The organism is Parahoeflea alexandrii (genome assembly GCF_024105735.1).
GTDB lineage: Bacteria > Pseudomonadota > Alphaproteobacteria > Rhizobiales > Rhizobiaceae > Hoeflea > Hoeflea alexandrii.
The window spans coordinates 995,629-1,017,601 of sequence record NZ_JAAAML010000001.1; the positions used below are offsets into that span (position 1 = coordinate 995,629).

General features: G+C 63.6%; 23 protein-coding genes. 19 read left to right on the forward strand and 4 right to left on the reverse strand.

Annotation, left to right across the window (positions count from 1 at the left end):
- The first annotated feature begins 22 nt into the window (after positions 1-22).
- The 8 genes from GTW23_RS04585 (at position 23) to GTW23_RS04620 (ending at position 7,913) form a co-directional block, all read left to right on the forward strand.
- Positions 23-202, forward strand: coding sequence for a CbtB domain-containing protein (locus GTW23_RS04585; RefSeq protein ID WP_152007993.1), 180 nt, complete (start codon positions 23-25; stop codon positions 200-202).
- 12 nt (positions 203-214) lie between these two features.
- Complete coding sequence (locus tag GTW23_RS04590; RefSeq protein ID WP_252914800.1) at positions 215-928, forward strand: CbtA family protein; 714 nt, start codon at positions 215-217, stop codon at positions 926-928.
- A complete protein-coding gene (cobU, locus tag GTW23_RS04595; RefSeq protein ID WP_252914801.1) occupies positions 925-1,449 on the forward strand; it encodes a bifunctional adenosylcobinamide kinase/adenosylcobinamide-phosphate guanylyltransferase in 525 nt (174 codons plus the stop codon). The genes GTW23_RS04590 and cobU overlap by 4 nt, the downstream gene beginning before the upstream one ends.
- 7 nt (positions 1,450-1,456) lie before the next feature.
- On the forward strand, positions 1,457-2,515 hold the full coding sequence (cobW, locus tag GTW23_RS04600; RefSeq protein WP_252915565.1) for a cobalamin biosynthesis protein CobW: 1,059 nt from the start codon (positions 1,457-1,459) through the stop codon (positions 2,513-2,515).
- Positions 2,516-2,520: 5 nt separating this feature from the next.
- Positions 2,521-6,258, forward strand: coding sequence for a cobaltochelatase subunit CobN (gene cobN / locus GTW23_RS04605; protein WP_252914802.1), 3,738 nt, complete (start codon positions 2,521-2,523; stop codon positions 6,256-6,258).
- Positions 6,259-6,320: 62 nt separating this feature from the next.
- A complete protein-coding gene (locus GTW23_RS04610; RefSeq protein WP_152007998.1) occupies positions 6,321-6,767 on the forward strand; it encodes a GNAT family N-acetyltransferase in 447 nt (148 codons plus the stop codon).
- Between the two features lie 59 nt (positions 6,768-6,826).
- Positions 6,827-7,465: a cob(I)yrinic acid a,c-diamide adenosyltransferase gene (gene cobO, locus GTW23_RS04615; RefSeq protein WP_152007999.1), complete on the forward strand. Its 639-nt coding sequence runs from the start codon at positions 6,827-6,829 to the stop codon at positions 7,463-7,465.
- Between the two features lie 16 nt (positions 7,466-7,481).
- A complete protein-coding gene (locus GTW23_RS04620) occupies positions 7,482-7,913 on the forward strand; it encodes an EamA family transporter (RefSeq protein ID WP_252915566.1) in 432 nt (143 codons plus the stop codon).
- 4 nt (positions 7,914-7,917) lie between these two features.
- Here the strand turns inward: GTW23_RS04620 and GTW23_RS04625 are convergent, their stop codons facing one another.
- Complete coding sequence (locus GTW23_RS04625) at positions 7,918-8,703, reverse strand: TSUP family transporter (protein WP_252914803.1); 786 nt, start codon at positions 8,701-8,703, stop codon at positions 7,918-7,920.
- 140 nt (positions 8,704-8,843) lie between these two features.
- Between GTW23_RS04625 and GTW23_RS04630 the strand changes: the two genes are divergently transcribed.
- The 9 genes from GTW23_RS04630 (at position 8,844) to cobM (ending at position 16,686) form a co-directional block, all read left to right on the forward strand.
- Positions 8,844-9,293, forward strand: coding sequence for a tellurite resistance TerB family protein (locus GTW23_RS04630; protein ID WP_252914804.1), 450 nt, complete (start codon positions 8,844-8,846; stop codon positions 9,291-9,293).
- Complete coding sequence (locus tag GTW23_RS04635; RefSeq protein ID WP_152008002.1) at positions 9,290-9,712, forward strand: TerB family tellurite resistance protein; 423 nt, start codon at positions 9,290-9,292, stop codon at positions 9,710-9,712. Before GTW23_RS04630 ends, GTW23_RS04635 begins: the two co-directional genes overlap by 4 nt.
- A 274-nt stretch (positions 9,713-9,986) precedes the next feature.
- On the forward strand, positions 9,987-10,220 hold the full coding sequence (locus GTW23_RS04640) for a DUF6732 family protein (RefSeq protein ID WP_252914805.1): 234 nt from the start codon (positions 9,987-9,989) through the stop codon (positions 10,218-10,220).
- A gap of 3 nt (positions 10,221-10,223) precedes the next feature.
- Complete coding sequence (locus tag GTW23_RS04645) at positions 10,224-11,456, forward strand: sirohydrochlorin chelatase (protein WP_252914806.1); 1,233 nt, start codon at positions 10,224-10,226, stop codon at positions 11,454-11,456.
- A 3-nt stretch (positions 11,457-11,459) separates the two neighbouring features.
- Entirely contained in the window at positions 11,460-12,101 is a 642-nt protein-coding gene (locus GTW23_RS04650; protein ID WP_252914807.1) for a precorrin-8X methylmutase, read from the forward strand.
- Positions 12,094-13,335 (forward strand): precorrin-6y C5,15-methyltransferase (decarboxylating) subunit CbiE, encoded by a 1,242-nt coding sequence (gene cbiE / locus GTW23_RS04655; RefSeq protein ID WP_252914808.1) that lies wholly within the window; start codon positions 12,094-12,096, stop codon positions 13,333-13,335. Before GTW23_RS04650 ends, cbiE begins: the two co-directional genes overlap by 8 nt.
- A complete protein-coding gene (gene cobI, locus GTW23_RS04660) occupies positions 13,332-14,060 on the forward strand; it encodes a precorrin-2 C(20)-methyltransferase (RefSeq protein WP_252914809.1) in 729 nt (242 codons plus the stop codon). Before cbiE ends, cobI begins: the two co-directional genes overlap by 4 nt.
- Positions 14,057-15,907 (forward strand): precorrin-3B C(17)-methyltransferase, encoded by a 1,851-nt coding sequence (cobJ, locus tag GTW23_RS04665; protein ID WP_252914810.1) that lies wholly within the window; start codon positions 14,057-14,059, stop codon positions 15,905-15,907. The genes cobI and cobJ overlap by 4 nt, the downstream gene beginning before the upstream one ends.
- Positions 15,904-16,686: a precorrin-4 C(11)-methyltransferase gene (gene cobM, locus GTW23_RS04670; RefSeq protein WP_252914811.1), complete on the forward strand. Its 783-nt coding sequence runs from the start codon at positions 15,904-15,906 to the stop codon at positions 16,684-16,686. Before cobJ ends, cobM begins: the two co-directional genes overlap by 4 nt.
- 3 nt (positions 16,687-16,689) lie before the next feature.
- Here the strand turns inward: cobM and GTW23_RS04675 are convergent, their stop codons facing one another.
- The 3 genes from GTW23_RS04675 to GTW23_RS04685 are packed head-to-tail and all read right to left on the reverse strand — an operon-like array spanning position 16,690 to position 19,719.
- Positions 16,690-17,898: a hypothetical protein gene (locus GTW23_RS04675; RefSeq protein WP_252914812.1), complete on the reverse strand. Its 1,209-nt coding sequence runs from the start codon at positions 17,896-17,898 to the stop codon at positions 16,690-16,692.
- The gene (locus GTW23_RS04680) at positions 17,895-18,623 is read right to left on the reverse strand and encodes a cobalt-precorrin-6A reductase (RefSeq protein ID WP_252914813.1); all 729 of its coding nucleotides are present in this window, start codon (positions 18,621-18,623) and stop codon (positions 17,895-17,897) included. Before GTW23_RS04680 ends, GTW23_RS04675 begins: the two co-directional genes overlap by 4 nt.
- Positions 18,613-19,719, reverse strand: coding sequence for a cobalt-precorrin-5B (C(1))-methyltransferase (locus GTW23_RS04685; protein WP_252914814.1), 1,107 nt, complete (start codon positions 19,717-19,719; stop codon positions 18,613-18,615). The genes GTW23_RS04680 and GTW23_RS04685 overlap by 11 nt, the downstream gene beginning before the upstream one ends.
- 109 nt (positions 19,720-19,828) lie before the next feature.
- Between GTW23_RS04685 and cobA the strand changes: the two genes are divergently transcribed.
- Complete coding sequence (gene cobA / locus GTW23_RS04690) at positions 19,829-20,674, forward strand: uroporphyrinogen-III C-methyltransferase (protein WP_252914815.1); 846 nt, start codon at positions 19,829-19,831, stop codon at positions 20,672-20,674.
- Positions 20,671-21,972 (forward strand): cobyrinic acid a,c-diamide synthase CobB, encoded by a 1,302-nt coding sequence (locus tag GTW23_RS04695; protein ID WP_252914816.1) that lies wholly within the window; start codon positions 20,671-20,673, stop codon positions 21,970-21,972. Before cobA ends, GTW23_RS04695 begins: the two co-directional genes overlap by 4 nt.
- Position 21,973: the final 1 nt, after the last annotated feature.

The following is a 21,973-nucleotide window of genomic DNA, read 5'->3' on the forward strand; positions in this document are numbered from 1 at the left end:
GAAGCCATTCACGGAGGTTGTCATGGCTGTTAAAACTGCTTCGCTTTCACTCACCGACCGCATCGGCGCGCGCGCTGTTGCCGGGTTGATGGCACTCGTTGTCGGCTCGATACTGGTGTTCGGGGTTGGGCTTGCCAACTCGCAGGCGCTGCACGACGCGGCGCACGACACAAGGCATTCCTACGGCTTTCCCTGCCACTAAGGGATTGATCTCATGATTGTCAGGTTGCTCCTGGCGGCTCTCGCCGCCGGGCTCATTGCTGGTATGGCGATGACGCCCGCTCAATATGTCAAGACGATTCCGCTGATCATGCAGGCCGAAGCCTATGAGAACGGCGGGGCCGGGCATCATCATGGCGATGCCGCCGCCTCGGATGAGGCGGCGCATGACCATGGTGCGGACCAGTCGATGTTCGGCTTCGGACGGCTCGGTGACACGATCGTCGCCAATCTTGTCGCCGGCGCCGGTTTCGCGCTGATGCTGGCCGCAGTGGCACTGCTTCTGGGCGTCGAATTCCCGACCGGCACGGCAGGGGTCACGCGTGGGCTGCTGTTTGGTGCCGCTGCATGGTTCTGTGTCCAGCTTGCGCCAGCGATGAGCCTGCCGCCGGCGGTGCCTGGTTTCCCCTATGCCGACCTCGGCGACCGCCAGGGGTGGTGGGTGATCACGATCGCGGCCTCGGCTGTGGGCTTGTGGTGCATCGCGATGCGGCCGGAATGGCTCCTTAAGATTCTGGGACTTGCGATCATCGTCGCGCCGCATCTCTGGGGGTCGCCGGTTCCGGAAGATCTGACGAGCAATATTCCGGCCTATATCGCCTCTGCCTATGCCGCCGCTTCACTTGCGACAACGCTGTTCTTCTGGCTCTTGCTTGGCGGCCTGCTCGGTCACTTCCTTTCGCGTGTGGACGAGGAGCAGACGGCATGACAGCCGGGCTTCGGCCGGTAACGCTTGTGCTGGGCGGTGCCCGGTCGGGCAAATCCGCCTTTGCAGAACACATGCTGGAGGCGGAGGCGAGCTCGCGGCTCTATCTGGCCACCGGCCAGGCCTGGGACGATGAGATGCGCGTGCGTATCGAAGCCCACCAGGATCGGCGCGGGAAGGGTTGGGAGACGATCGAGACGCCGATCGATCTCACCGGGACGCTTGAAGCCCGGGCGCGGCCGGACCGGCCGGTGCTGGTCGACTGTCTGTCGCTCTGGGTGACCAACCTGATGCTCGGTGATCATGATATCGACGCCGCCTTTGCCAATCTCGCCAAGGCGCTGCCGGGGCTCACGGGCCCGGTTGTGTTCGTTTCCAATGAAGTCGGCCTGGGCATCGTGCCCGACAATGCCATGGCGCGGACGTTTCGCGACCATGCCGGACGGCTTCACCAGACAATCGCAAGCCTCGCCGACGAAGTCTATTTCGTCGCCGCCGGCCTGCCGCTCAAGATGAAGGGTTGACCCGATGTTGAATGGTTCAAAAATTCCCGCCACGGTGATCACCGGGTTCCTCGGGGCGGGCAAGACCACGCTGATCCGTCACATGCTGGCCAACGCCAAGGGCAAGCGGATCGCGCTGATCATCAACGAGTTCGGCGATCTCGGCGTCGATGGTGATGTTCTGAAGGGCTGCGGCGACGAGGTGTGCAGCGAGGACGACATCGTCGAGCTCAACAATGGCTGCATCTGCTGCACGGTGGCAGACGACTTCATTCCGACCATGGAGAAACTGCTGGCGCGCAAGGACCGGCCCGATCACATCGTCATCGAGACCTCCGGCCTGGCGCTGCCGCAGCCGCTGGTCGCGGCCTTCAACTGGCCCGGCATCAAGACGCAGGTGACCGTGGACGGGGTTGTCACCGTGGTTGACAGCGCCGCCGTTGCAGCGGGACGTTTTGCCCATGACCATGACAAGCTCGACGCGCAACGTTTGGCGGACGAAGGGCTTGATCACGAAAGCCCGCTCGAGGAGCTTTTCGAGGACCAGTTGACCGCCGCCGACCTGATCATCCTCAACAAGGCCGACCTGATCAGCGCCGGCGATCTCGAGGGGGTTCGCGCCGGCATACTTGGACACATGTCGCGCAAGCCGGTCTTTGTCGAAGCGCGGCAGGGCGAGGTTGCGCCGGAAGTGCTGCTCGGTCTCGGGGTCGGAACCGAGGACGATATTGCCAACCGGAAATCGCATCACGAGCTTCACCATGAAGATGGCCATGAGCATGATCATGATCACGATGAATTTGAAAGCTTCGTGGTCGAACTTGGACCGGTCGGCGACGCCGCGGGCTTCATGGATGGGCTGAAGACGCTGATCGTCAGCCACGACATTCTCCGGCTCAAGGGCTTCGCGGACATTCCCGGCAAGCCGATGCGGATGGTGGTGCAGGCGGTCGGCAGCCGCATCGACACGCATTTCGACCGGCCGTGGGGTGGCGGGGAAGTGCGCCAGACCAGGCTGGTGGTCATCGGCCTGCATGATATCGACGAAACGGCGATCCGCGCGAGCCTGGCCACGTTGGCCGGGTAGGCGCAATGCATCTCCTCGTCGCACAGAAGGGAAGCCTGAGCGATGGCGACGAAGCCGTCGACCTGGGACAGTCGCCGGGTGACGTGCTGTTTCTCAGTGCGGCGGACACGGAACTTGCCAGCATTGCCGCGGCCCGGCAGATGGCGGGCAGCCTGAAATGGCGACTTGCAAGCCTGTCCGATCTCAAACACCCGATGTCGGTCGATACCTTCGTTGCGAAGATGGCACGGCACGCGAAGCTGGTGATCGTCCGCGCGCTCGGTGGCGCCAGCTATTTCTCCTACGCGCTTGAAAGCCTGCACGCCGCAGCCCAAGCACATGGCTTCAAGATTGCGGCCCTTCCCGGCGACGACCGGCCCGATCCGGGACTGGAGCCGCTGTCGACGCTCGAGCCGGCAGAGCGGGAGCGCTTGTGGGGCTACCTGATCGAAGGCGGGGCAGAGAACGCCCGCGGGCTCATCGACTACGCCGAAGCATTGATCACCGAGGCGGAACGGCCCGCGCCTGCTGCTCCGCTGCTCAAGGCCGGGCTGTGGCATCCGGCTGCAAGCAACCCGACGCTGGCGGAACTTCGCAAGAGCTGGCTGGACGGTGCGCCGGTGGTGGCAATCTGTTTTTACCGGGCGCTGGTGCAGAGCGGGCAGACCGCGCCGGTCGCGGCCCTGTGCGAGGCGCTGGCGGATGAAGGCGTCAACGCGCTGCCGGTGTTTGTCTCAAGCCTCAAGGACCCGGTGTCGGTGGGGACGGTGGAAGCGATCTTTGCTGAGGCGGCGCCGGATGTGGTGATCAATGCCACCGGCTTCGCGGTGTCTTCTCCGGGCGGGGAGACGAAGGGTACGGTGCTCGAATCCACCGGCGCGCCTGTGCTGCAGGCGGTGTTCGCCGGCGGCAGTCGCGAGACCTGGGCGGGATCGCAGCAGGGGCTCACATCGCGCGACCTGGCGATGCATGTGGCATTGCCCGAAGTTGACGGACGGGTGTTGAGCAGGGCAGTGTCGTTCAAGTCCGCGGCGCGGTTCGACGAGATGGTCGAGGCCAACATCGTCACTCACGCACCGGAGCCCGACCGGGTAGAATTCGTTGCCGAACTTGCCGCGCGTTGGGCGCGGTTGCGCCGGGCGCAAGCGGCGGATCGCCGGGTGGCGATCGTTCTTGCCAACTATCCCAACCGCGATGGCCGCATTGCCAATGGCGTCGGGCTCGACACGCCTGCAGGCACGATTGAAGTGCTGCGCGCCATGAAGGCGGACGGGTATCAGACCGATGAGCTTCCCGGCGATGGTGATGCGCTGGTGACGGCGCTGAAAGCCGGGCCGACCAATGCCTTGCGCGAAGACCGCAGCGGCGGTGTTGCTTTGGGGCTTGAGGATTACCGGGCGTTTTTCGACGGGCTCGATCCCTCGATCCAGTCAGCCGTGACTGAACGCTGGGGGGCGCCGGAGGCTGATCCGTTTTTCCGTGAAGGGGCATTTCGCCTGGCGTTGCTGCGTTTTGGCAATGTGGTTGTCGGCATCCAGCCGGCGCGCGGCTACAACATCGATCCGAAGGCAAGTTACCATGCACCGGATCTGGTGCCGCCGCATGGCTACCTGGCGTTCTATGCCTGGCTGCGCGAAAGTCTTGACGCCCATGCGGTCATCCACATGGGCAAGCATGGCAATCTCGAATGGCTGCCGGGCAAGGCGCTGGCGCTGTCGCGGGCCTGTTATCCGGAGGCGGTGCTCGGGCCTATGCCACATGTCTACCCGTTCATCGTCAATGATCCGGGCGAGGGGACGCAGGCCAAGAGGCGGACATCGGCGGTGATCATCGATCATCTGACGCCGCCACTGACGCGGGCGGAGAGCTACGGTCCGCTCAAGGATCTCGAGGCGCTGGTCGATGAATATTACGAGGCCTCCGGTCACGACCCGCGCAGGCTGAAACTGCTCAAGGGCCAGATCCTCGATCTGGTGCGCGATATCGGGCTCGATCACGATGCGGGTATTGCTGAGGGTGATGACGACGATCTGGCGCTCGAAAAGCTCGATGCCTGGCTGTGTGATCTCAAGGAAATGCAGATTCGTGACGGGCTGCACATCTTCGGACAATCGCCCGAAGGCGGATTGTTGACCGATCTGACGGTCGCGTTGGCACGAATCAAGCGTGGCGAGACGCCGGGCGAGGACAGTCTGCATAGGGCGATTGCGCGGGATCTGCGGCTTGATGGTTTCGATCCGCTTGACTGCGCCATGGCCGAGCCTTGGGCCGGCCCAAGGCCAGAAGAGCTTCAAGACGTCTCCGCCGACTCCTGGCGCAGCAATGGCGACACCGTCGAACGCATCGAACTCCTGGCCATCGAACTCGTCTCGGGCCGCACTCCGGTGCCCGCCGCATGGGCCGACACGCGGGCGGTGATGGACGAGATCGAAGCCCGGATCAGGCCATCGGTCGAGGCTTGCGGCGATGCGGAGATCGACGGGCTTCTGACTGCTCTCGACGGTCGTTTTGTGGTGCCGGGACCCTCCGGTGCACCGACGCGGGGGCGGCCGGACGTGCTGCCGACAGGGCGGAATTTCTATTCGGTCGACAGCCGTGCGGTGCCGACGCCGGCGGCCTGGGAGCTTGGGCAGAAATCGGCGGAACTGCTGGTCATGCGCCATGTTCAGGATCACGGTGAATGGCCGACATCGATGGCGCTGACCGCCTGGGGCACGTCCAACATGCGCACCGGCGGGGACGACATCGCCCAGGCGCTGGCGCTGATCGGTGCGAGGCCCGTCTGGGACCCGGCCTCGCGGCGGGTCACCGGCTACGAGATCATTCCCATGGCGATGATGAACCGGCCGCGGGTCGACGTGACCTTGCGGATTTCGGGCTTTTTCCGCGATGCATTTCCTGACCAGATCGCCTTGTTCGACCGGGCGGTGCGCGCGGTGGCGGCGCTTGACGAGGATGAGGCGGACAATCCGCTCGCGGCACGGGCACGGGCTGAGAGCGTGCGGTTGATCGAAACAGGGATGGACGATGCCGAAGCGAACCGGCGGGCCTCATTCCGTGTGTTCGGTTCCAAGCCGGGCGCTTATGGCGCTGGCCTTCAGGCCCTTATCGATGAGGGGGGCTGGACCGACCGTGGCGATCTGGCCGAGGCTTTTGTCGTCTGGGGCGGCTATGCCTATGGCGCGGGAGAAGAGGGCAAGCCTGCGCGGGAGTTGTTCGAGCAGCGGCTGTCGACCGTGGAGGCGGTGGTGCAGAACCAGGACAACCGCGAGCATGATCTTCTGGATTCCGACGATTATTACCAGTTCGAGGGCGGCATGACGGCAGCAGTGGAGGCCGCACGCGGCAGCCGGCCCGCGATCTATCACAATGATCATTCACGGCCCGAGCGTCCGGTGATCCGCTCACTCGAGGAAGAGATTGCGCGGGTGGTGCGCGGACGCGCCGCCAATCCGAAATGGATCGAGGGCGTCAAGCGCCACGGTTACAAGGGCGCCTTCGAGATGGCGGCGACGGTCGATTATCTGTTCGCCTTCGCCGCGACCACGGGGGCCGTTCGCGACGCGCATTTCGACGCGGTCTACCAGGCCTATCTGATGGATGAGGAAACGCTCGCGTTCCTGCGCGCCAAGAATCCCGATGCACTTGAGGAAATGGCGGCGAAGTTCGAGGAGGCGATCGAGCGCGGGCTGTGGACGCCGAAGAGCAATTCGGCCAAGTTTGCGCTTGGCGAGTTCGCCGGACAGGTGTCCGGTCAGCAATGACCGCGGCGAGGCCAGCGGTCGACAGCGGAAAAGATGGCAGCGCAAGGGAATGAGGGCAGTGCATGACGATTGAAATCACCGTGGACGAAAGCGGGGATGCCGAATTTGCCGCAACGGTCGAGGCGATTGTAGACGAGCCGGCTGCCCGGCTGGGCCATCCGTTCGATCCGGTGCCGCTGCACCTCAAGGCAGTCGACGCCGGTGGCCGGCTGGCGGGCGGGTTGACCGCGCATTCGGTGCAGCGCTGGCTGTTTGTCAAGCTGCTTGGCGTTGCCGAGGAGCAGCGGGGCAGCGGGATTGGACGAAAGCTGCTTGCCAGGGCGGAAGAGATTGCCCGGCAGCGCGGCCTCGTCGGCATCTATCTCGACACGTTCGAGTTTCAGGCGCCGCGGTTTTATGAGAGCCTGGGTTATAACGAGTGCGGCCGGTTGCCCGCCCATGACGGTGCACCGCAGCGGATCTGGTTTGCCAAGACCTTTGATCTCAGCGGGACTGCCAAGACGCAATAGAAGCCCCCGCCGCAGCTATGCTGCTCGCCGGGTGAGATGATGGACAGGATGGATACGAGATGAGCGAACGCGGGAAAATCACCGACGGCATGAGCGAGGAAGAACTCAATGCCCGCCACGCCGAGAAGATGAAGAAGAAGAAGGCGGCGCGCGACAAGATCATCGCCACCAAGACGATCGAGAAAGGGCTGGTGATCGTTCACACCGGCAAGGGCAAGGGCAAGTCGACGGCTGCCTTCGGCATGATCTTCCGTGCCATCGGCAACGGCATGAAGGTCGGCGTGGTCCAGTTCGTCAAGGGCAAGTGGTCGACCGGCGAACGCAAGGTGCTCGAAGCGTTTCCCGAGCAGGTGACCATGGCCACCATGGGCGAGGGGTTCACCTGGGAGACCCAGGACCGCAATCGCGACATCGCCGCAGCCCGCGAAGCCTGGGACAAGGCACGCGAGATGATCATGGACCCGGAAATCGACATGGTGCTGTGCGACGAACTCAACATTGTGCTTCGCTACGATTATCTCGATGTCAACGAGGTGATCGAGACGCTCAAGGCCAAGCCGGAGATGAAACATGTGATCATCACCGGCCGCAACGCCAAGGAAGAGCTGATCGAATTTGCCGACCTGGTGACAGAGATGGAGATGGTGAAGCATCCTTTCCGTTCCGGTGTGAAAGCGCAGATCGGCGTGGAATTCTGACAGGCGAGGGCAGATGATGGGGCTTACGGCAAATTGGCAGTTCTGGGCCCTGGTGGCGGCGGTTTTCGCCGCCCTCACGGCGATCTTCGCCAAGGTCGGCATCAGCGAAATCGACAGCGATCTGGCCACTTTCATCCGCACCTGCGTGATTGTCCTGGTTCTGGGCGCCATCCTGACGGCGATGGGGAAATGGCGAGCGCCGCAGACCATCCCCGTCAAGACCTGGGTGTTCCTTACTCTGTCTGGACTTGCCACCGGCGCGTCATGGCTTGCCTATTTTCGCGCGCTCAAGCTCGGTGATGCCGCCCGCGTAGCCCCGCTCGACAAGTTATCGATCGTGCTGGTGGCGATCTTCGGCGTGCTGTTTCTGGGCGAACACCTTTCGATGATGAACTGGTTCGGCGTCGCCCTGATTGCTACGGGCGCGATTTTTCTGGCGGTGTTCTAACCGGTCAGATCCCGAACCAGACCCGCGCCGGGTTTGCCGGATCGCTGATCAGTTTGACGGCCAGCGCCACGCAGGTGATGACCAGCAACGGCTTGATGATTCTGGCGCCGTTCTTCATGGCAAGGCGGGATCCCGTCTGCGCGCCCAGAAACTGAGCGGCGCCCATCATCAGCCCGATTTTCCAGGAGATGACGCCGACAAAGGCGAAGACGGCGAAGGCGCCGAGATTGGAGGCGAAGTTCAGGAGCTTCGTATGCGCGGTGGCCTTGAGCAGGCCATAGCCTGCAAGGGCTACAAAGGCGAGCATGAAGAAGGAGCCGGTACCGGGGCCGAAAACGCCGTCGTAGAAACCGATCAGCGGCACGACAAGCAATCCGAACAGGAAGGGTGAGAGGCGCCGGGCACGATCAATGTCGTCCATGTTTGGCTTGAGTGCGAAGTAAAGTGCGATGGCGACCAGCAGGAACGGCAGGAAGGCGCGGAACACATCGCCGGGAATGACCGTGGCGAGCAGCGCGCCGAGCGCGGCCCCAAGTGCGGCGAGTGCCGCAGGTGCAAGCTGGGTCCTGAGATCGACATGGCCCTTGCGGGCATAGGCGAGGGTGGCCGAGGCGGAGCCGAACAGTCCCTGCAGCTTGTTGGTGCCGAGTGCCTCGACCGGGCTCAAGCCAGCCAGCAGAAGCGCGGGAACTGCAATCAGGCCCCCGCCGCCGGCAATCGAATCGACAAAGCCGGCCATGAATGCAGCAGCAAGCAGCAACAGGGTGAGTGTGAGCGTCAGGTCTTCCATGGACAAGCCTGTCTGGCGGGGAGTTGGATGCAGGAACGCGGCGCGACCTATTGCATGCCGGGCGGCTATGGACAATCGACCGGTGTGAGGTACTTTTTTTGGAAGAGGGGGAATCACCCGGGCCTGAGGGGGCTGACGTGATGAAGGGGCTTTTTGCTTCGATTGCCGGTTTGTTCGAGCGCAAACCGCATTTGCCCGGCAAACTCGGTGAACTCTCCGAGGATCCGGTCGCACTGGCGGAAATCCTGGTGCTGTTCCGGATGGTTCTTGCCGACGGGATTGTGCAACCGTCTCAACTGACCACCTTCGAGCGGATCTGCGAACAGCATTTCGGCATCAGCCGGCGGGATATGCCGGAATTGCACACGCTTCTCGATTCGCCCAGGGCCCGCTCCTATGACACCCAGGCTTTCACGCTGCTGGGTCAGCTTGACACCGAAGCGCGAACCAGCCTTCTTGATGACATGATACGGATCGCCGACGCCAATATCGTCAGGGATGAGCGGGACGACAGGCTGATCCGCAGAACGGCCAGCTTGCTGGGTCTGGACCTGGCGGCCGCCGAAGCGGAAAAAAGGAACAGGTCATGAATGATGCAGCGGGCAAGAGCGCGGGATTTGCGGAGCGGGTCAGAGCTTTTGTTGAAAGCCACGCTTCACTCAGCCGGGTGGCTCACGACCCGGTGCTGACGGCGGAACTGCTTCTCCTGGTCCGGATGTCGTTTGCCGACAAGTCCGTCGAACCGGAGGAGGCCGATGCCTTCGCGGCAATCTGCACGCGGCTGCTGGGACTCCATGCGGACGAACTCAAGGATATCCTCAAGTATCTCAATGATTTCGGATACGAAACAACGGACGCGCAGGCCGCTTCCATGCTGGCCGGTCTCGATGAAGCACGCAAACGCGAGATCCTTGATCACCTGGCCATCATTGCCAAGGCCGACGGTGAGGTGGATGCGCGCGAGCGGCGTCTGCTTGAGGCTACCGCCCGGCGCCTGGGCTTTGCCTGAACCGGGTTTCTGCCGGTGTTTGTGGTCTGACGCAGATCAGGCAATGGCTGGCGCATTCGGAGTTTGACCTCGAAATCCCGAACGCCTATGACTCGCCCCATGTGCGACGGCGCCTGATGACAGGCTGAGAGATATTCCGGTGCGGCCGACTTAAATCAAGGGCCAACTCCGGTGCTGTCCGGTTCGGTAGGACGGGATGCGGCTTCAGAGTCTGCGTCCCTTCATCCGGCGTATCGTGCTGTTTTTGTCACGTTGTCCGGAGGCCCCGATGCGCATGCTTGTATTATCCGCCCTTGTTTCTGTCCTGACAGCGCAGTCCGCGTTTGCCCATGGCGGCCATGTCGGTGACCTTGCCGGACATTCGCACTGGGTCGGTTGGGCCGCCGCGGCGGCTGCGGGAGCGATCGCGGCCTGGGCCATCAAGCGCGGCAGCAAGAGCAAGGCTGCCGGCGAGGACACATCAGACAAGGCCGATAACGGCAAAGAAACCGAAACTGCGGAAGCCTGAATCATGAGCAAGAACGGGATCCCCGAAATGACCGGCATCATGGTTTGTGGCCATGGCAGCCGCAACCAAAATGCAGCCCGCGAGTTTGCAACGGTCGCGGAAGGCCTGAAGGCGCGCTATCCGGATGTTCCGGTGGAATATGGCTATCTGGAATTCTGCAACCCAGTGATCTCCGAAGGTCTCGACCGCTTGCGCGCCAAGGGCGTCACTCGCGTTCTGGCTGTTCCCGGCATGCTGTTTGCCGCAGGTCACGCGAAGAACGACATTCCGTCCGTGCTCAACACCTACCAGGCGCAAAACCCCGGAACGGTGATCAATTACGGCCGCGAACTCGGCATCGACCTGAAGATGATCCGGGCTGCAGGCGCGCGGATCCAGGAGGCACTGGACACCGCCAACCGGGAGCAGGGCGAGGTGGCGCTTCATGACACGCTTCTGATGGTGGTCGGCCGGGGATCATCCGATCCCGACGCCAATTCGAACGTGTCGAAAGTGATGCGGATGCTGTGGGAAGGCTTCGGCTTCGGCTGGGGCGAAACCTGCTATTCCGGCGTCACCTTTCCGCTCGTCGGCCCCGGGCTCAGCCATGCGGCGAAGCTCGGCTACAAGCGCATCATCGTGTTTCCCTACTTCCTGTTCACCGGTGTGCTGGTCAAGCGGATCTATTCGGAGACCGACGCGGTGGCGGCCAACCATCCCGAGATCCAGTTCATCAAGGCGTCCTATCTTAGCGATCATCCGCTGGTGCTCGACACCTTCCAGGACCGGGTGCAGGAGATTGTCGAAGGCCAGGCCCTGATGAACTGCCAGATGTGCAAGTACCGCGAGCAGGTGCTGGGCTTCGAGGCCGAGGTCGGGCTGCCGCAGGAAAGCCATCACCACCACGTCGAGGGCATTGGCGGCGGGCTGGAAAACTGCCCCTGCAAGGGCGATTGCGATGCCTCCTGCCGGGACGAGGATTTCTGCAAGGCGCACGGCTTGCCGTGGACGCCGGTGCACAGCCATGCAAGCCCGGCGCCGCTCGAACCGGTGCATGACCATTCCCATGATCACGGCCATCCGCATGATCACTCACACGATCATGCCCATGGTCACTCGCATGACCATGATCACGGGCACGGCCACTCGCATGATCACGATCACAGCCATGGCCATGCGCACGATCATCATCACCATCCCTATCCGCATGCCGACCATCCGCATGGGCCGCGCTCGATGGAAAAAAAGAAGAGCTGAACCTTGACCGCGTCAACGCCCATCCGTGATCCGGCGGAAATCTACCGGCGGTCATTCGCCATCATCCAGGCGGAAGCGGATCTTGCGCGTTTTGGCGCGGACACAAGGTCGGTCGTGGTGCGGATGATCCATGCCTGCGGCATGGTCGATCTGGCTGACGACATTGTCGTGTCGGACGGTTTTGCCCGGAGCGCGCGGGCGGCGCTGGAAGCGGGCGCGCCGGTCCTTTGCGACGCGGAGATGGTGCGACATGGCGTGATTGCGCGGCTGATGCCGGCGGGCAACGATGTGATCTGCCTGCTCAATGATCCGCAGGTGCGCGAGATCGCAGCGCGCGATGCGACCACGCGGTCGGCGGCGCAGGTTGATCTCTGGGCCGGGTTGATGGGCGGAGCGGTGATCGCCATCGGCAATGCGCCGACGGCGCTGTTCCGACTGCTCGAGCTGATCGATGCCGGGGCGTCCAGGCCGGCTGCCATCATCGGCATACCGGTTGGCTTTGTCGGCGCTGCGGAAAGCAAGGAAGCGTTGGCTGCCGATCCGCGCGGCGTCGAGTTCCTGACGGTCAGGGGCCGTCGTGGCGGCAGCGCGCTGGCGAGCGCGGCCGTGAACGCGATTGCCGGGGGGCTCGAAGGTCATGGCTGACGATGCCGCCAACCGAACGCCCTGGCTCACCATCATCGGCATCGGCGACAACGGCCTCGACAGCCTGACCCCGCCGGCACGGCTGCTGTTCGATGCGGCCCAGACCATCATTGCGCCCGAGCGCGTGCTGGCAAGGTTCGATTGCGGGGCGCGCGAAACCATCCCCTGGACCTTCGGGATCAAGGAAACGATCGCACTGGTAATGGCGCGGCGGGGAACGCCGGTGACCATTCTGGCGACGGGCGACCCGATGTTCTTCGGCGTCGGCGCGACCTTGATGCGCCAGCTCGATGCCAGCGAAATGCGGGTGATCCCGTCGCCGTCAGCCTTCTCGCTGGCTGCCGCCCGGCTCGGCTGGGCGCTGCAGGACGTGGCGATGATTTCGCTGCATGGACGCTCGGTGCACGGCTTGGCCTCGCATGTTCATCCGGATGCGCGGATCATCGCGCTGACCTCGACCGGGAAGACGGTGATCGAGGCATCGCAGATCCTCAGCGCCCGCGGCTATGGCCGCTCCGAGATGCACGTGCTCGAGCACATCGGCGGTCCGGACGAACGCACGAAAGTGATCCGCGCCGACCGGATCGCCGCCGACAGGCCGCATTTCGCCGACTTCAACACCCTGGCAATTTCTTGCGTGGCGCAGCCGGGAACGGTTCTGCTGCCATCGGTTCCGGGGTTGCCAGACGATGCATTCGAGCATGACGGGCAACTGACCAAGCGCGAGGTGCGCGCGGTGACCCTGTCGCGGCTTGGACCGGTGCCCGGCGGTTTGATGTGGGATGTCGGCGCCGGGTGCGGATCGATCGGCATCGAGTGGATCCGCGCGGCGCGCGGGGCCAGGGCGATTGCCATTGAGGTCAACGAGGCTCGCAGGAAGATGGCGGCGCACAACGCGATGACGCTGGGTGCGCCTGGTCTCGACATTGTCGCCGGAACCGCGCCGGATGCGCTCGCGGATCTCGAGATGCCGGACGCGGTTTTCATCGGCGGCGGCGTTTCCAATGACGGTGTGTTTGAAGCCGTATGGGACGCGCTCAAGCCCTTCGGGCGGCTGGTCGCGAACGCTGTGACAGTGGAGGGCGAGGCGCGGTTGTTCGCTCTGCAATCCGTTCATGGCGGTGAGTTGGTGCGCTTGCAGGTGAGCCGGGCCGAACCTGTCGGGCGCTATCTCGGATGGAAGCCACTGATGCCGGTGACAATATGGTCGGTGACAAAGGGGCTCGATGCATGACCGGAAAACTCTACGGGCTGGGGCTTGGTCCCGGCGACCCGGACCTGATCACGCTGAAGGCGCACCGTATCCTCAGGGTTGTGCCGGTGATCGCCTGGCCGGCGCCGGATACGGGCCCGAGTTTCGCGCGCGCGATTGCCGCCCCGCACCTGCCCGGCGGGCAGACGGAAATTCCCATCGTGGTGCCGATGCGGACCGAACGGTTTCCGGCGCGCGATGTCTACGACAAGGCTTCAGGCGAGATCGCGGCGCATCTCGATGCGGGGCGCGACGTGGCGGTGCTGTGCGAGGGCGATCCGTTCTTCTATGGCTCGTTCATGTATGTGTTCGAGCGGTTGGCCGGACAGTACCCGACGGAAGTGGTGCCGGGCGTCTCCTCGATGATGGCGGCGGCAAGCGCCGCGGGCCGTCCGCTGGCGGCGCGCAACGATGTCTTGAGCGTCGTGCCGGGTCCACTTGGCGATGAAGAGCTCACAAATCGATTCAACGCGGCGGATGCATTAGCGATCATTAAGATAGGCAGGCATTTCAAGCGCTTGAGGGCGCTGATTGAAAAGTTGAATCTCCTGCCTCATGCAATCTATGTGGAACGGGTTTCGCTCGACGCGGAGCGGCTGATGCCGCTTGCCGATGTGCCTGAAGACACGGCCCCGTATTTTTCGATGATTCTCATTTACAAGGGCGGCGAGGACTGGATCCAGAAGCTGCCCGGGAGCAAGCCATGACCCAATCTCCCGCAATCATCATTCTCTCCGAGGCGGCCTTACCGATGGCGAGGCGCATTGCCCGGGCGACCGGCGGCGAGGTGCACGGACTTGCCCGGCGTATCACTGAAACCGTTGACGTAACCTTTACGGACATAGGTCAACATCTGGGGGGCCTGTTCGGCGCGGGGCGGACGATTGTCGCGCTGATGGCGTCAGGTGCGGTGATCCGCCTTCTGGCTCCGCAGCTTGCCGACAAGCATGCAGAACCACCTGTGGTTGCGGTCGCGGAAGACGGCTCGGCGGTCGTGCCGCTTCTCGGGGGACATCATGGCGGCAATGATCTGGCGCGCGAGATAGCATCCATCGTAGATGGCTTCGCGGCGATCACGACCGCGGGAGATCTCAAGTTAGGCGTTGCGCTGGATCAGCCGCCGGAAGGCTGGACGCTGGCCAACCGTGAGGACGCCAAGCAGGTGATGGCCGATCTGGTTGCCGGCAAAACGGCGCGGATCGACGGCGAGGCCGGATGGCTCACCGGGAGTGGGCTGCCGCTGTCGGCTGATGGTGACGTTGTCCTGGCCGTCTCGAACAAGGTTGTTTCGCCGCCCGCAAACGGGCTTCTGTACCACCCGAAAGATCTCGTCCTCGGGATCGGCTGTGAGCGCGGCGCCGCGGGCGATGAAGCCCTGACGCTGGCGCTCGACACGCTTGCTCAGGCGGGTCTGTCGCCTCGCTCCGTCGGGCTGGTGGCGTCGATCGACGTGAAGGCCGACGAGACAGCGGTGCACCATGTGGCGCGGCATTTCGGCTGCCCGGTGCGGGTCTTCGACGCAGCGACGCTGGAAGCTCAAACGCCGCGGCTGAAGAACCCGTCCGACATCGTCTTTGCCGAGGTCGGTTGCCATGGAGTGGCGGAGGGTGCGGCGCTCGCGGCAGTGGGTGCGTCCGGTGAACTTATCGCGGAGAAACGCAAGAGCCGCCGCGCCACTTGCGCCATTGCCCAGGCGCCGCAGCCGTTCACAGAGGCGACCCTGCCGGGGCGGGCCCGGGGCAGGCTGATGGTGGTCGGCATCGGGCCTGGATCCGACGGCTGGCGCTCGCCGGAGGTTTCCTCCATGGTCGCGGCCTCGACGGATCTGGTCGGCTACTCGCTCTATCTCGATCTGCTCGGGCCGCTGGCCAAGGGCAAGGCGCGGCATGATTTCGATCTCGGCAAGGAAGAGGCGCGGGTGCGCCATGCGATGGAGCTCGCGGGCGGGGGCAGATCGGTGGCGCTGGTCTGTTCCGGCGATGCCGGGATCTACGCGATGGCGACGCTGGTGTTCGAATTGCTCGACAAGGCCGAGGGGCCGGAGGGACTGACGGACGCGGCGCGGCGGATCGAGATCGCGGTCTCGCCCGGCATCTCGGCGCTGCAGGCCGCCGCCGCACGCGCCGGTGCGCCGCTGGGCCATGATTTCTGCACCATCTCGCTGTCGGACCTGTTGACGCCTTGGGAAGACATCAAGCGCCGGGTAACGGCGGCTGGCGAGGGCGACTTCGTTATCGCGTTTTACAATCCGGTGTCGAAGAAGCGTCGGACGCAGCTCGCCTGGGCGCGCGACAAGCTGCTCAAGCACCGTCCGGCCTCGACGCCGGTGATCCTCGCCACCAATCTGGGACGCGAGGGCGAATTGATCCGCATCGCGGCCCTAGGCTCGCTCAATGTCGACGATGTTGACATGCTGACGGTAGTCGTCGTCGGCTCGTCCAACTCCTCGACGGTAACAACCGGCGACGGCCGGACCTGGGTCTACACGCCGCGCGGCTATGCGCGGAAGGAAGGCACGGCCATGACCAACACGATTGCAGGAGACGCGGCATGACCGTCTATTTCATCGGCGCCGGTCCCGGCGCACCAGACCTCATCACCGTGCGCGGCCTCAAGCTGATCCAGCGCTGCCCGGTGTGTCTCTATGCCGGTTCGCTGGTGCCCGAGGAGATCGTGCACGCGGCGCCCGCCGATGCGCTGGTCAGGGACACGGCGCCGATGCATCTCGACGAGATCATCGAAGCGATGAAGACCGCGCATGCGGCGGGCCAGGACGTGGCGCGGGTGCATTCGGGCGATCCGGCGATCTACGGCGCGGTCGCCGAGCAGATGCGCAGGCTCGATGCGCTCGGTATCGACTACGAGGTGGTTCCGGGCGTGCCGGCCTTTGCCGGAGCCGCGGCAAAGCTCGCGACCGAACTGACGCTGCCGGAAATTGCCCAGACGGTGATCATCACCCGCACCGGTATGAAGGCGTCGTCGATGCCGGAATTCGAGCAGCTGGAAATCCTCGGCCAGTCGCGCGCCACACTCGCCATCCATCTCTCGATCCGCAATCTCGATTACATCAAGCGGGCGCTCGAGCCCCATTACGGCGCCGATTGCCCGGTGGTGATCGCCTACCGCGCCACCTGGCCGGACGAGCTCTACATCCGCACCACGCTCGAGGGCATGAAGGAAGAGGTCCGCGCCCACAAGATCACCCGCACGGCGCTGATCCTGGTGGGCAAGGTGTTCGGCGAGAACAATTTTCGCGACAGCGATCTGTACAATTCCGAGTATTCGCATGTGCTCAGGAACGTGGGCAAAAAGAAGAAGGCGAAGGTGGTCTGAGCTTCAGCCATCGGCATCCTTCTCCGCGGATTGCAGGAACCTGACGGCATAATAGAGATTGGCCGCTCCTTCTGACGTGAAGCCGCTGCCTTCAAAGGAGCGCGCGATCGACTCAGCATCCGGGAACTGCGTCGGAAAACGGAAGAATGGCATGCGATACACTTCGGTTGGTTCGGTTCTGGGCAGGGCGGTCTTTCTGGCCGTCTCCATCCGCTCCACAAGGTCAGCGTGGCTTAGGTCGGTAAAGCCTATGAAAAACATCTGAGGTTTGCCGCCTCTAGCCATTTCGCGACACAAGGCCAAAGGTAGGATGTTGGTCAGCTCGTCCTGTTCCAGTCCGACCTCTTCGCGAAGTTCGGTGTAGAGATCATCCAGGATGTAGGCTTCAAAGGTTTCAGGGGTCCGCTCAGGATCAACGGGCCACTCAGCCGCACCGCTGGCAGTGCAATGCCATTCACCTTTGTTGAAGATCGCAACTTCGCGTGTGCGTGGGACAAAGAATGGTGTCAGCCTGCCATTGTCTTTGTAGAAAACAAGAATGGCCAAACCGATGGTGTTGGCCAGGCGGGTATCAGATAGGTGTGGAAGGTGGCCAAAACGCTCGTCCGACAGGGCTTTTCTGAGCGAAGTCTCCCGGCCGTCCGGCACGAAATCGAGGACAAGGTTTGATCGAACCTGTCGCGAGTATCTGGTTCTGCGGATGTCGAGGACCAGAGTGTCTCCCTCCTTGGAAACGCTGTCTAGCCGAATGACGTCGCTGTCATGGGTCATGCGGCGCTGATTGCGGAATTCGTGTTCAGCCGCATCACGCAGTGATTCTGTGTCCGGATCCTCGAATGGCGCGAGATCGAAGAAATCGCGAGATGCCTGGATTCGGATATTGGCGCGCTTGGTTGTGATGATCTCGTCTATAAAACTGTGCATTTCAACGTAGGGGATGCCTCGCCAGACCGGTCTTTCATGACGATAGATGGTTTCGAGGAAGAAACTGTCCTCCGATATGAACCGGCCGTGTTTGCTTGGCTGCACTCCGGGCACCCGTATCTCGGCTGTATCCTCCAGCACCTTCAGGGCGAACTTGACGACCAATCCAGCGGCTGTTCCCACAAGCGGGATACCTGAGAGGGATACGGCTTCGCCTATCCCGATCGTAATCATTTCCTTGAAGTGTCTCTTCTGAAAACCAAAAATCGTATCCAAGGATTTTTTCATGATAACCCTTCATCCCGCTCTGCAGCGACAGTCTGGCGCCCAACCATGATCACCGGCAGCCCCAAATCCCGCGCGGCCTCGATCTTGGCGTAGGCGGCTGTGCCGCCGGAGTTGCGGCAGACGATGTGGGTGATCGCGTGGGCGATCAGCAGCATTGTTTCCACCGCCGCGGTGTCGCCGGGGCGGCCGAGCACGAGGGCGTGATCGGGCAGGTCGAGCGGCGTTGCTGGGGGGTCGATCATGCGGACAACGAAATGCACGTCGTCGCGGCTGGCGAACAGGCCGATATGCTGGGAGCCGAGTGCCAGCAGCACCCGGGCGCGGGGCGGGATAGCGTCGCGGGCCTGCTCCAGCGTTTCCACTCCTATCCAGATGTCGCCGGGTTGCCGGGCCCATGGCTTGCGGGTGCGGATCTCGAGCGGCACACCGACGATGCTGGCAGCTTCCACCGCGTTGGCGCTGATCTGGCGGGCGAAGGGGTGAGTGGCGTCGATCAGGCGGGTGACGGCATTTTCGACGAGATAGCGCGAGAGCCCGTCGGCACCGCCGAAGCCGCCGGTGCGGACCTCGCCGGCGAGCGGCGCGGGTTCCTTCGTGCGTCCGGCAAGCGAGGTGATGATGCGGGCGTCGGGATGGGTTGCGACCAGCTCCTTGGCGAGTTGAGCCGCTTCCCTGGTCCCGCCGAGGATCAGGATGGTCTCTGGAGCTTCGGTTCTATTCGGCATGGGCGAGCAGAACTCCGGCACGATCCATGATCATGACATCGACTTCAACCGGTGCGCCGCGCAGGGTTGCGAGTGCGACGGCGCGGGCCTTCCCGGCGATGACAGACGGCAGGTCGATCCCCTCGAGCCGAGTCATTTCAAGCACTTCGAGCGCGGTGTTGGCGGACAGAATCCGCTCCCTCAAGTGGTTTCCACCCAGCGCATCCGCCTGGCTTGCAAGCCACCCCATGTCGACCTGGCTGCGGCCGGAATGCAGATCGAGCGCGCCCTGGGCGAGCTTGGTCAGCTTGGCAAAGCCGCCGGCAATGGTCAGGCGCGGCACTGGATGGGCGCGGAGATATTTCAGCAGTCCGCCGGCGAAATCACCCATGTCGAGGCAGGCGATGTCTGGAAGGTCGTGGAATTCCTGTGCCGTCTTTTCCGAGGTCGAACCGGTGGCGCCGAGCACGTGCTTGAGGCCTTCGGCGCGGGCGACATCGATGCCGCGGTGGATCGAGTGGATCCAGGCGGCGCAGGAAAATGGATGCACGATGCCGGTGGTGCCGAGCACGGACAGGCCGCCGACGATGCCGAGCCGCGGGTTCCAGGTTTTCAGCGCCAGTTCGGCGCCGTTCTCGATGGCGATCTCGATCTCGATGTCGGGCGCGATGCCGCTCTCGGTGCAAAGGTCTGTCACCACCTGCGTCATCATCTGGCGCGGGACCGGGTTGATTGCGGGCTCGCCGACGGGGACAGGAAGGCCGGCCTTGGTAACGGTGCCGACGCCTGCTCCTGCCTTGAAGACGATACCGGAACCCGCGGGCAGGCGGCGGACGGTTGCCATCACGAGTGCGCCGTGGGTGACGTCCGGATCGTCACCGGCATCCTTTACGATGCCGGCCATTGCATGATCGCCGCCGAGGGTTTCGCGGGCAAGCGCAAAGCTCGGGATCTCGCCTTTGGGCAGGGTGATCTGGACCGGATCGGGGAACTCGCCGGTGAGCAGGGCCGTCAGGGCAGCCTTGGTTGCGGCCGTGGCGCAGGCCCCGGTGGTCCAGCCGCGGCGCAGCGCCGTGGCGGGTTTTTCCAGCCGGATTTCGTTTTCGCCAGCGTCCATGTCGCAGTTCCCGGTCGTGTCTTGCCTGTTGCCGTTATAGAGTGCGATTGGTACGGGTGTAACCCATGGTGATTTGCCGAAATCGCCTGAAAAGATCGAACGGAAACGCATGACTGACTGGCAACAGAATCTGCCGCAGATGAAGCCCGGAGAGGTGTGGCTGGTGGGCGCAGGTCCGGGTGATCCCGGGCTGTTGACGCTGCACGCCGCCAATGCGCTGGCCCAGGCCGATGTGATCGTTCACGACGCGCTGGTCAATGCCGATTGCCTGAAGCTCGCGCGCACCGGCGCGGTCCTCGAATATGCCGGCAAGCGCGGCGGCAAGCCTTCGGCCAAGCAGCGCGACATTTCATTGAGACTGGTCGAGCTGGCGCGCGAAGGTCACCGGGTCTTGCGGCTCAAGGGCGGCGATCCGTTCGTGTTCGGGCGTGGCGGCGAGGAAGCGCTGACGCTGGTCGAACATCATGTTCCCTTCCGGATCGTACCCGGGGTCACCGCCGGTATCGGCGGGCTCGCCTATGCCGGTATCCCGGTGACCCATCGCGACACCAACCACACCGTAACCTTCCTGACCGGACATGATTCGACGGGTGTCGTACCCGACAGGATCGATTGGGACGGCGTGGCCCGGGGCAGCCAGGTGATCGTCATGTACATGGCGATGAAACATATCCTGACGATCACCTCGCGGCTGATTGGTGCCGGGCGCAGTCCCGATGAGCCGGTGGCTTTCGTCACCGATGCCTCGACCTCCACGCAGCAGGTGCTTGAAACGACGCTGGCCCGGGCAGCCGACGATGTTGAGGCATCTGGCCTGCAGCCTCCGGCGATCGTTGTTGTAGGCGAGGTGGTGCGGCTTCGTCCGGCGCTTGACTGGATGGGTGCCGCCGCTGGCAGGGTGCTGGTTGCCGATCCCCTGGGAAATCGCGCTGATGCGCAGAAAGACAGTGCATGACAGGCCTGATGATTGCCGCGCCGCGTTCGGGCTCGGGCAAAACGACCGTAACTCTCGGACTGCTCAGGGCGCTCAAGCGCCGCGGTGTCGCGCTGGCACCGGGCAAGGCGGGGCCGGACTACATCGATCCGGCGTTTCATGCTGCCGCCAGCGGCCAGGCCTGCCTCAATTATGATCCTTGGGCGATGCGCAGCGATTTGCTCCTGGCCAATGCCTCGCTGCAATCGCAGGGCGGGCGGATGCTGGTGATCGAGGCGATGATGGGGTTGTTTGACGGGGCCGCGGACGGCTCCGGCTCGGCAGGGGACCTCGCCGGTCTTCTCGGGCTGCCGGTGATCCTGGTAATCGATTGCTCGGGCATGTCGCATTCGGTGGCAGCCCTTGCCCGCGGGTTTGCCAATTTTCATCCTGACGTGCTCGTACCGGGCGTCATTCTGAACCATGTGGCAAGTCCCCGGCACGAGGGAATGCTGCGCCAGGCACTGGAAAATGCCCGCGTCGAAGTGGTTGGCGCGTTGCCTCGCAACGAGAAGCTCAAGCTTCCGGAGCGTCATCTCGGCCTGGTTCAGGCCAGCGAGAACGAGAAGCTGGCCGAACTGATTGACGATGCCGCCGATGTGATGGAAAACCAGATCGATCTCGACAAGCTGACCAGGCTGGCACAGCGGGCGCACACCAAGCCGGCACCGGCCAACATCCTGCGGCTGCCGCCGCCGGGGCAAAAGATTGCCGTGGCGCGGGACGTGGCGTTTGCCTTTGCCTATGAACACATGCTGCTGGGCTGGCGGCGGCGCGGGGCGGAACTGAGCTTTTTCTCTCCACTTGACGACGAGGGGCCAGGATCGGATTGCGACGCGGTGGTGCTGTCCGGCGGCTATCCCGAACTTCATGCAGGTATCATAGCCGGTGCAAGTGGTTTCAAGGCGGGTATGAAGGCGGCGATTGAACGTGGCATTCCGGTCTATGGCGAGTGCGGGGGCTACATGGTGCTTGGCGAGGGCCTGGTCGATGCCGAGGGTGTCCGCCACGAGATGCTCGGTGCGCTGCCGCTGGTAACGAGTTTTGCCGCTCCCAAACGGCACCTGGGCTATCGCCGGCTGACGCCGACGCGTGGCTTCTTCTGGGACATGGAACTTTCCGCACACGAATTTCACTACGCCTCGGTGATCTCGGAAGGCGAAGCGGACGGGCGGCTTTTCGCAGCGCGTGATGCGCTGGGCGCCGATCTTGGCCATGCGGGATTGCGCCGCGGCAATGTGGCGGGATCCTTCATGCATGTGATCGATCGGATCGACTAGA

Coding starts and splice junctions, on each gene's coding strand:
- cobU (WP_252914801.1), top strand. CDS start 925: ATGACAGCCGGGCTTCGGCCGGTAACGCTTGTGCTGGGCGGTGCCCGG.
- GTW23_RS04620 (WP_252915566.1), top strand. CDS start 7,482: ATGGGGCTTACGGCAAATTGGCAGTTCTGGGCCCTGGTGGCGGCGGTT.
- cbiE (WP_252914808.1), top strand. CDS start 12,094: ATGGCTGACGATGCCGCCAACCGAACGCCCTGGCTCACCATCATCGGC.
- GTW23_RS04685 (WP_252914814.1), bottom strand. CDS start 19,719: ATGGACGCTGGCGAAAACGAAATCCGGCTGGAAAAACCCGCCACGGCG.
- GTW23_RS04610 (WP_152007998.1), top strand. CDS start 6,321: ATGACGATTGAAATCACCGTGGACGAAAGCGGGGATGCCGAATTTGCC.
- GTW23_RS04680 (WP_252914813.1), bottom strand. CDS start 18,623: ATGCCGAATAGAACCGAAGCTCCAGAGACCATCCTGATCCTCGGCGGG.
- cobM (WP_252914811.1), top strand. CDS start 15,904: ATGACCGTCTATTTCATCGGCGCCGGTCCCGGCGCACCAGACCTCATC.
- cobA (WP_252914815.1), top strand. CDS start 19,829: ATGACTGACTGGCAACAGAATCTGCCGCAGATGAAGCCCGGAGAGGTG.
- cobO (WP_152007999.1), top strand. CDS start 6,827: ATGAGCGAACGCGGGAAAATCACCGACGGCATGAGCGAGGAAGAACTC.
- cobJ (WP_252914810.1), top strand. CDS start 14,057: ATGACCCAATCTCCCGCAATCATCATTCTCTCCGAGGCGGCCTTACCG.
- GTW23_RS04635 (WP_152008002.1), top strand. CDS start 9,290: ATGAATGATGCAGCGGGCAAGAGCGCGGGATTTGCGGAGCGGGTCAGA.
- GTW23_RS04625 (WP_252914803.1), bottom strand. CDS start 8,703: ATGGAAGACCTGACGCTCACACTCACCCTGTTGCTGCTTGCTGCTGCA.
- cobN (WP_252914802.1), top strand. CDS start 2,521: ATGCATCTCCTCGTCGCACAGAAGGGAAGCCTGAGCGATGGCGACGAA.
- GTW23_RS04695 (WP_252914816.1), top strand. CDS start 20,671: ATGACAGGCCTGATGATTGCCGCGCCGCGTTCGGGCTCGGGCAAAACG.
- GTW23_RS04585 (WP_152007993.1), top strand. CDS start 23: ATGGCTGTTAAAACTGCTTCGCTTTCACTCACCGACCGCATCGGCGCG.
- cobI (WP_252914809.1), top strand. CDS start 13,332: ATGACCGGAAAACTCTACGGGCTGGGGCTTGGTCCCGGCGACCCGGAC.
- GTW23_RS04645 (WP_252914806.1), top strand. CDS start 10,224: ATGAGCAAGAACGGGATCCCCGAAATGACCGGCATCATGGTTTGTGGC.
- GTW23_RS04675 (WP_252914812.1), bottom strand. CDS start 17,898: ATGAAAAAATCCTTGGATACGATTTTTGGTTTTCAGAAGAGACACTTC.
- GTW23_RS04640 (WP_252914805.1), top strand. CDS start 9,987: ATGCTTGTATTATCCGCCCTTGTTTCTGTCCTGACAGCGCAGTCCGCG.
- GTW23_RS04590 (WP_252914800.1), top strand. CDS start 215: ATGATTGTCAGGTTGCTCCTGGCGGCTCTCGCCGCCGGGCTCATTGCT.
- GTW23_RS04630 (WP_252914804.1), top strand. CDS start 8,844: ATGAAGGGGCTTTTTGCTTCGATTGCCGGTTTGTTCGAGCGCAAACCG.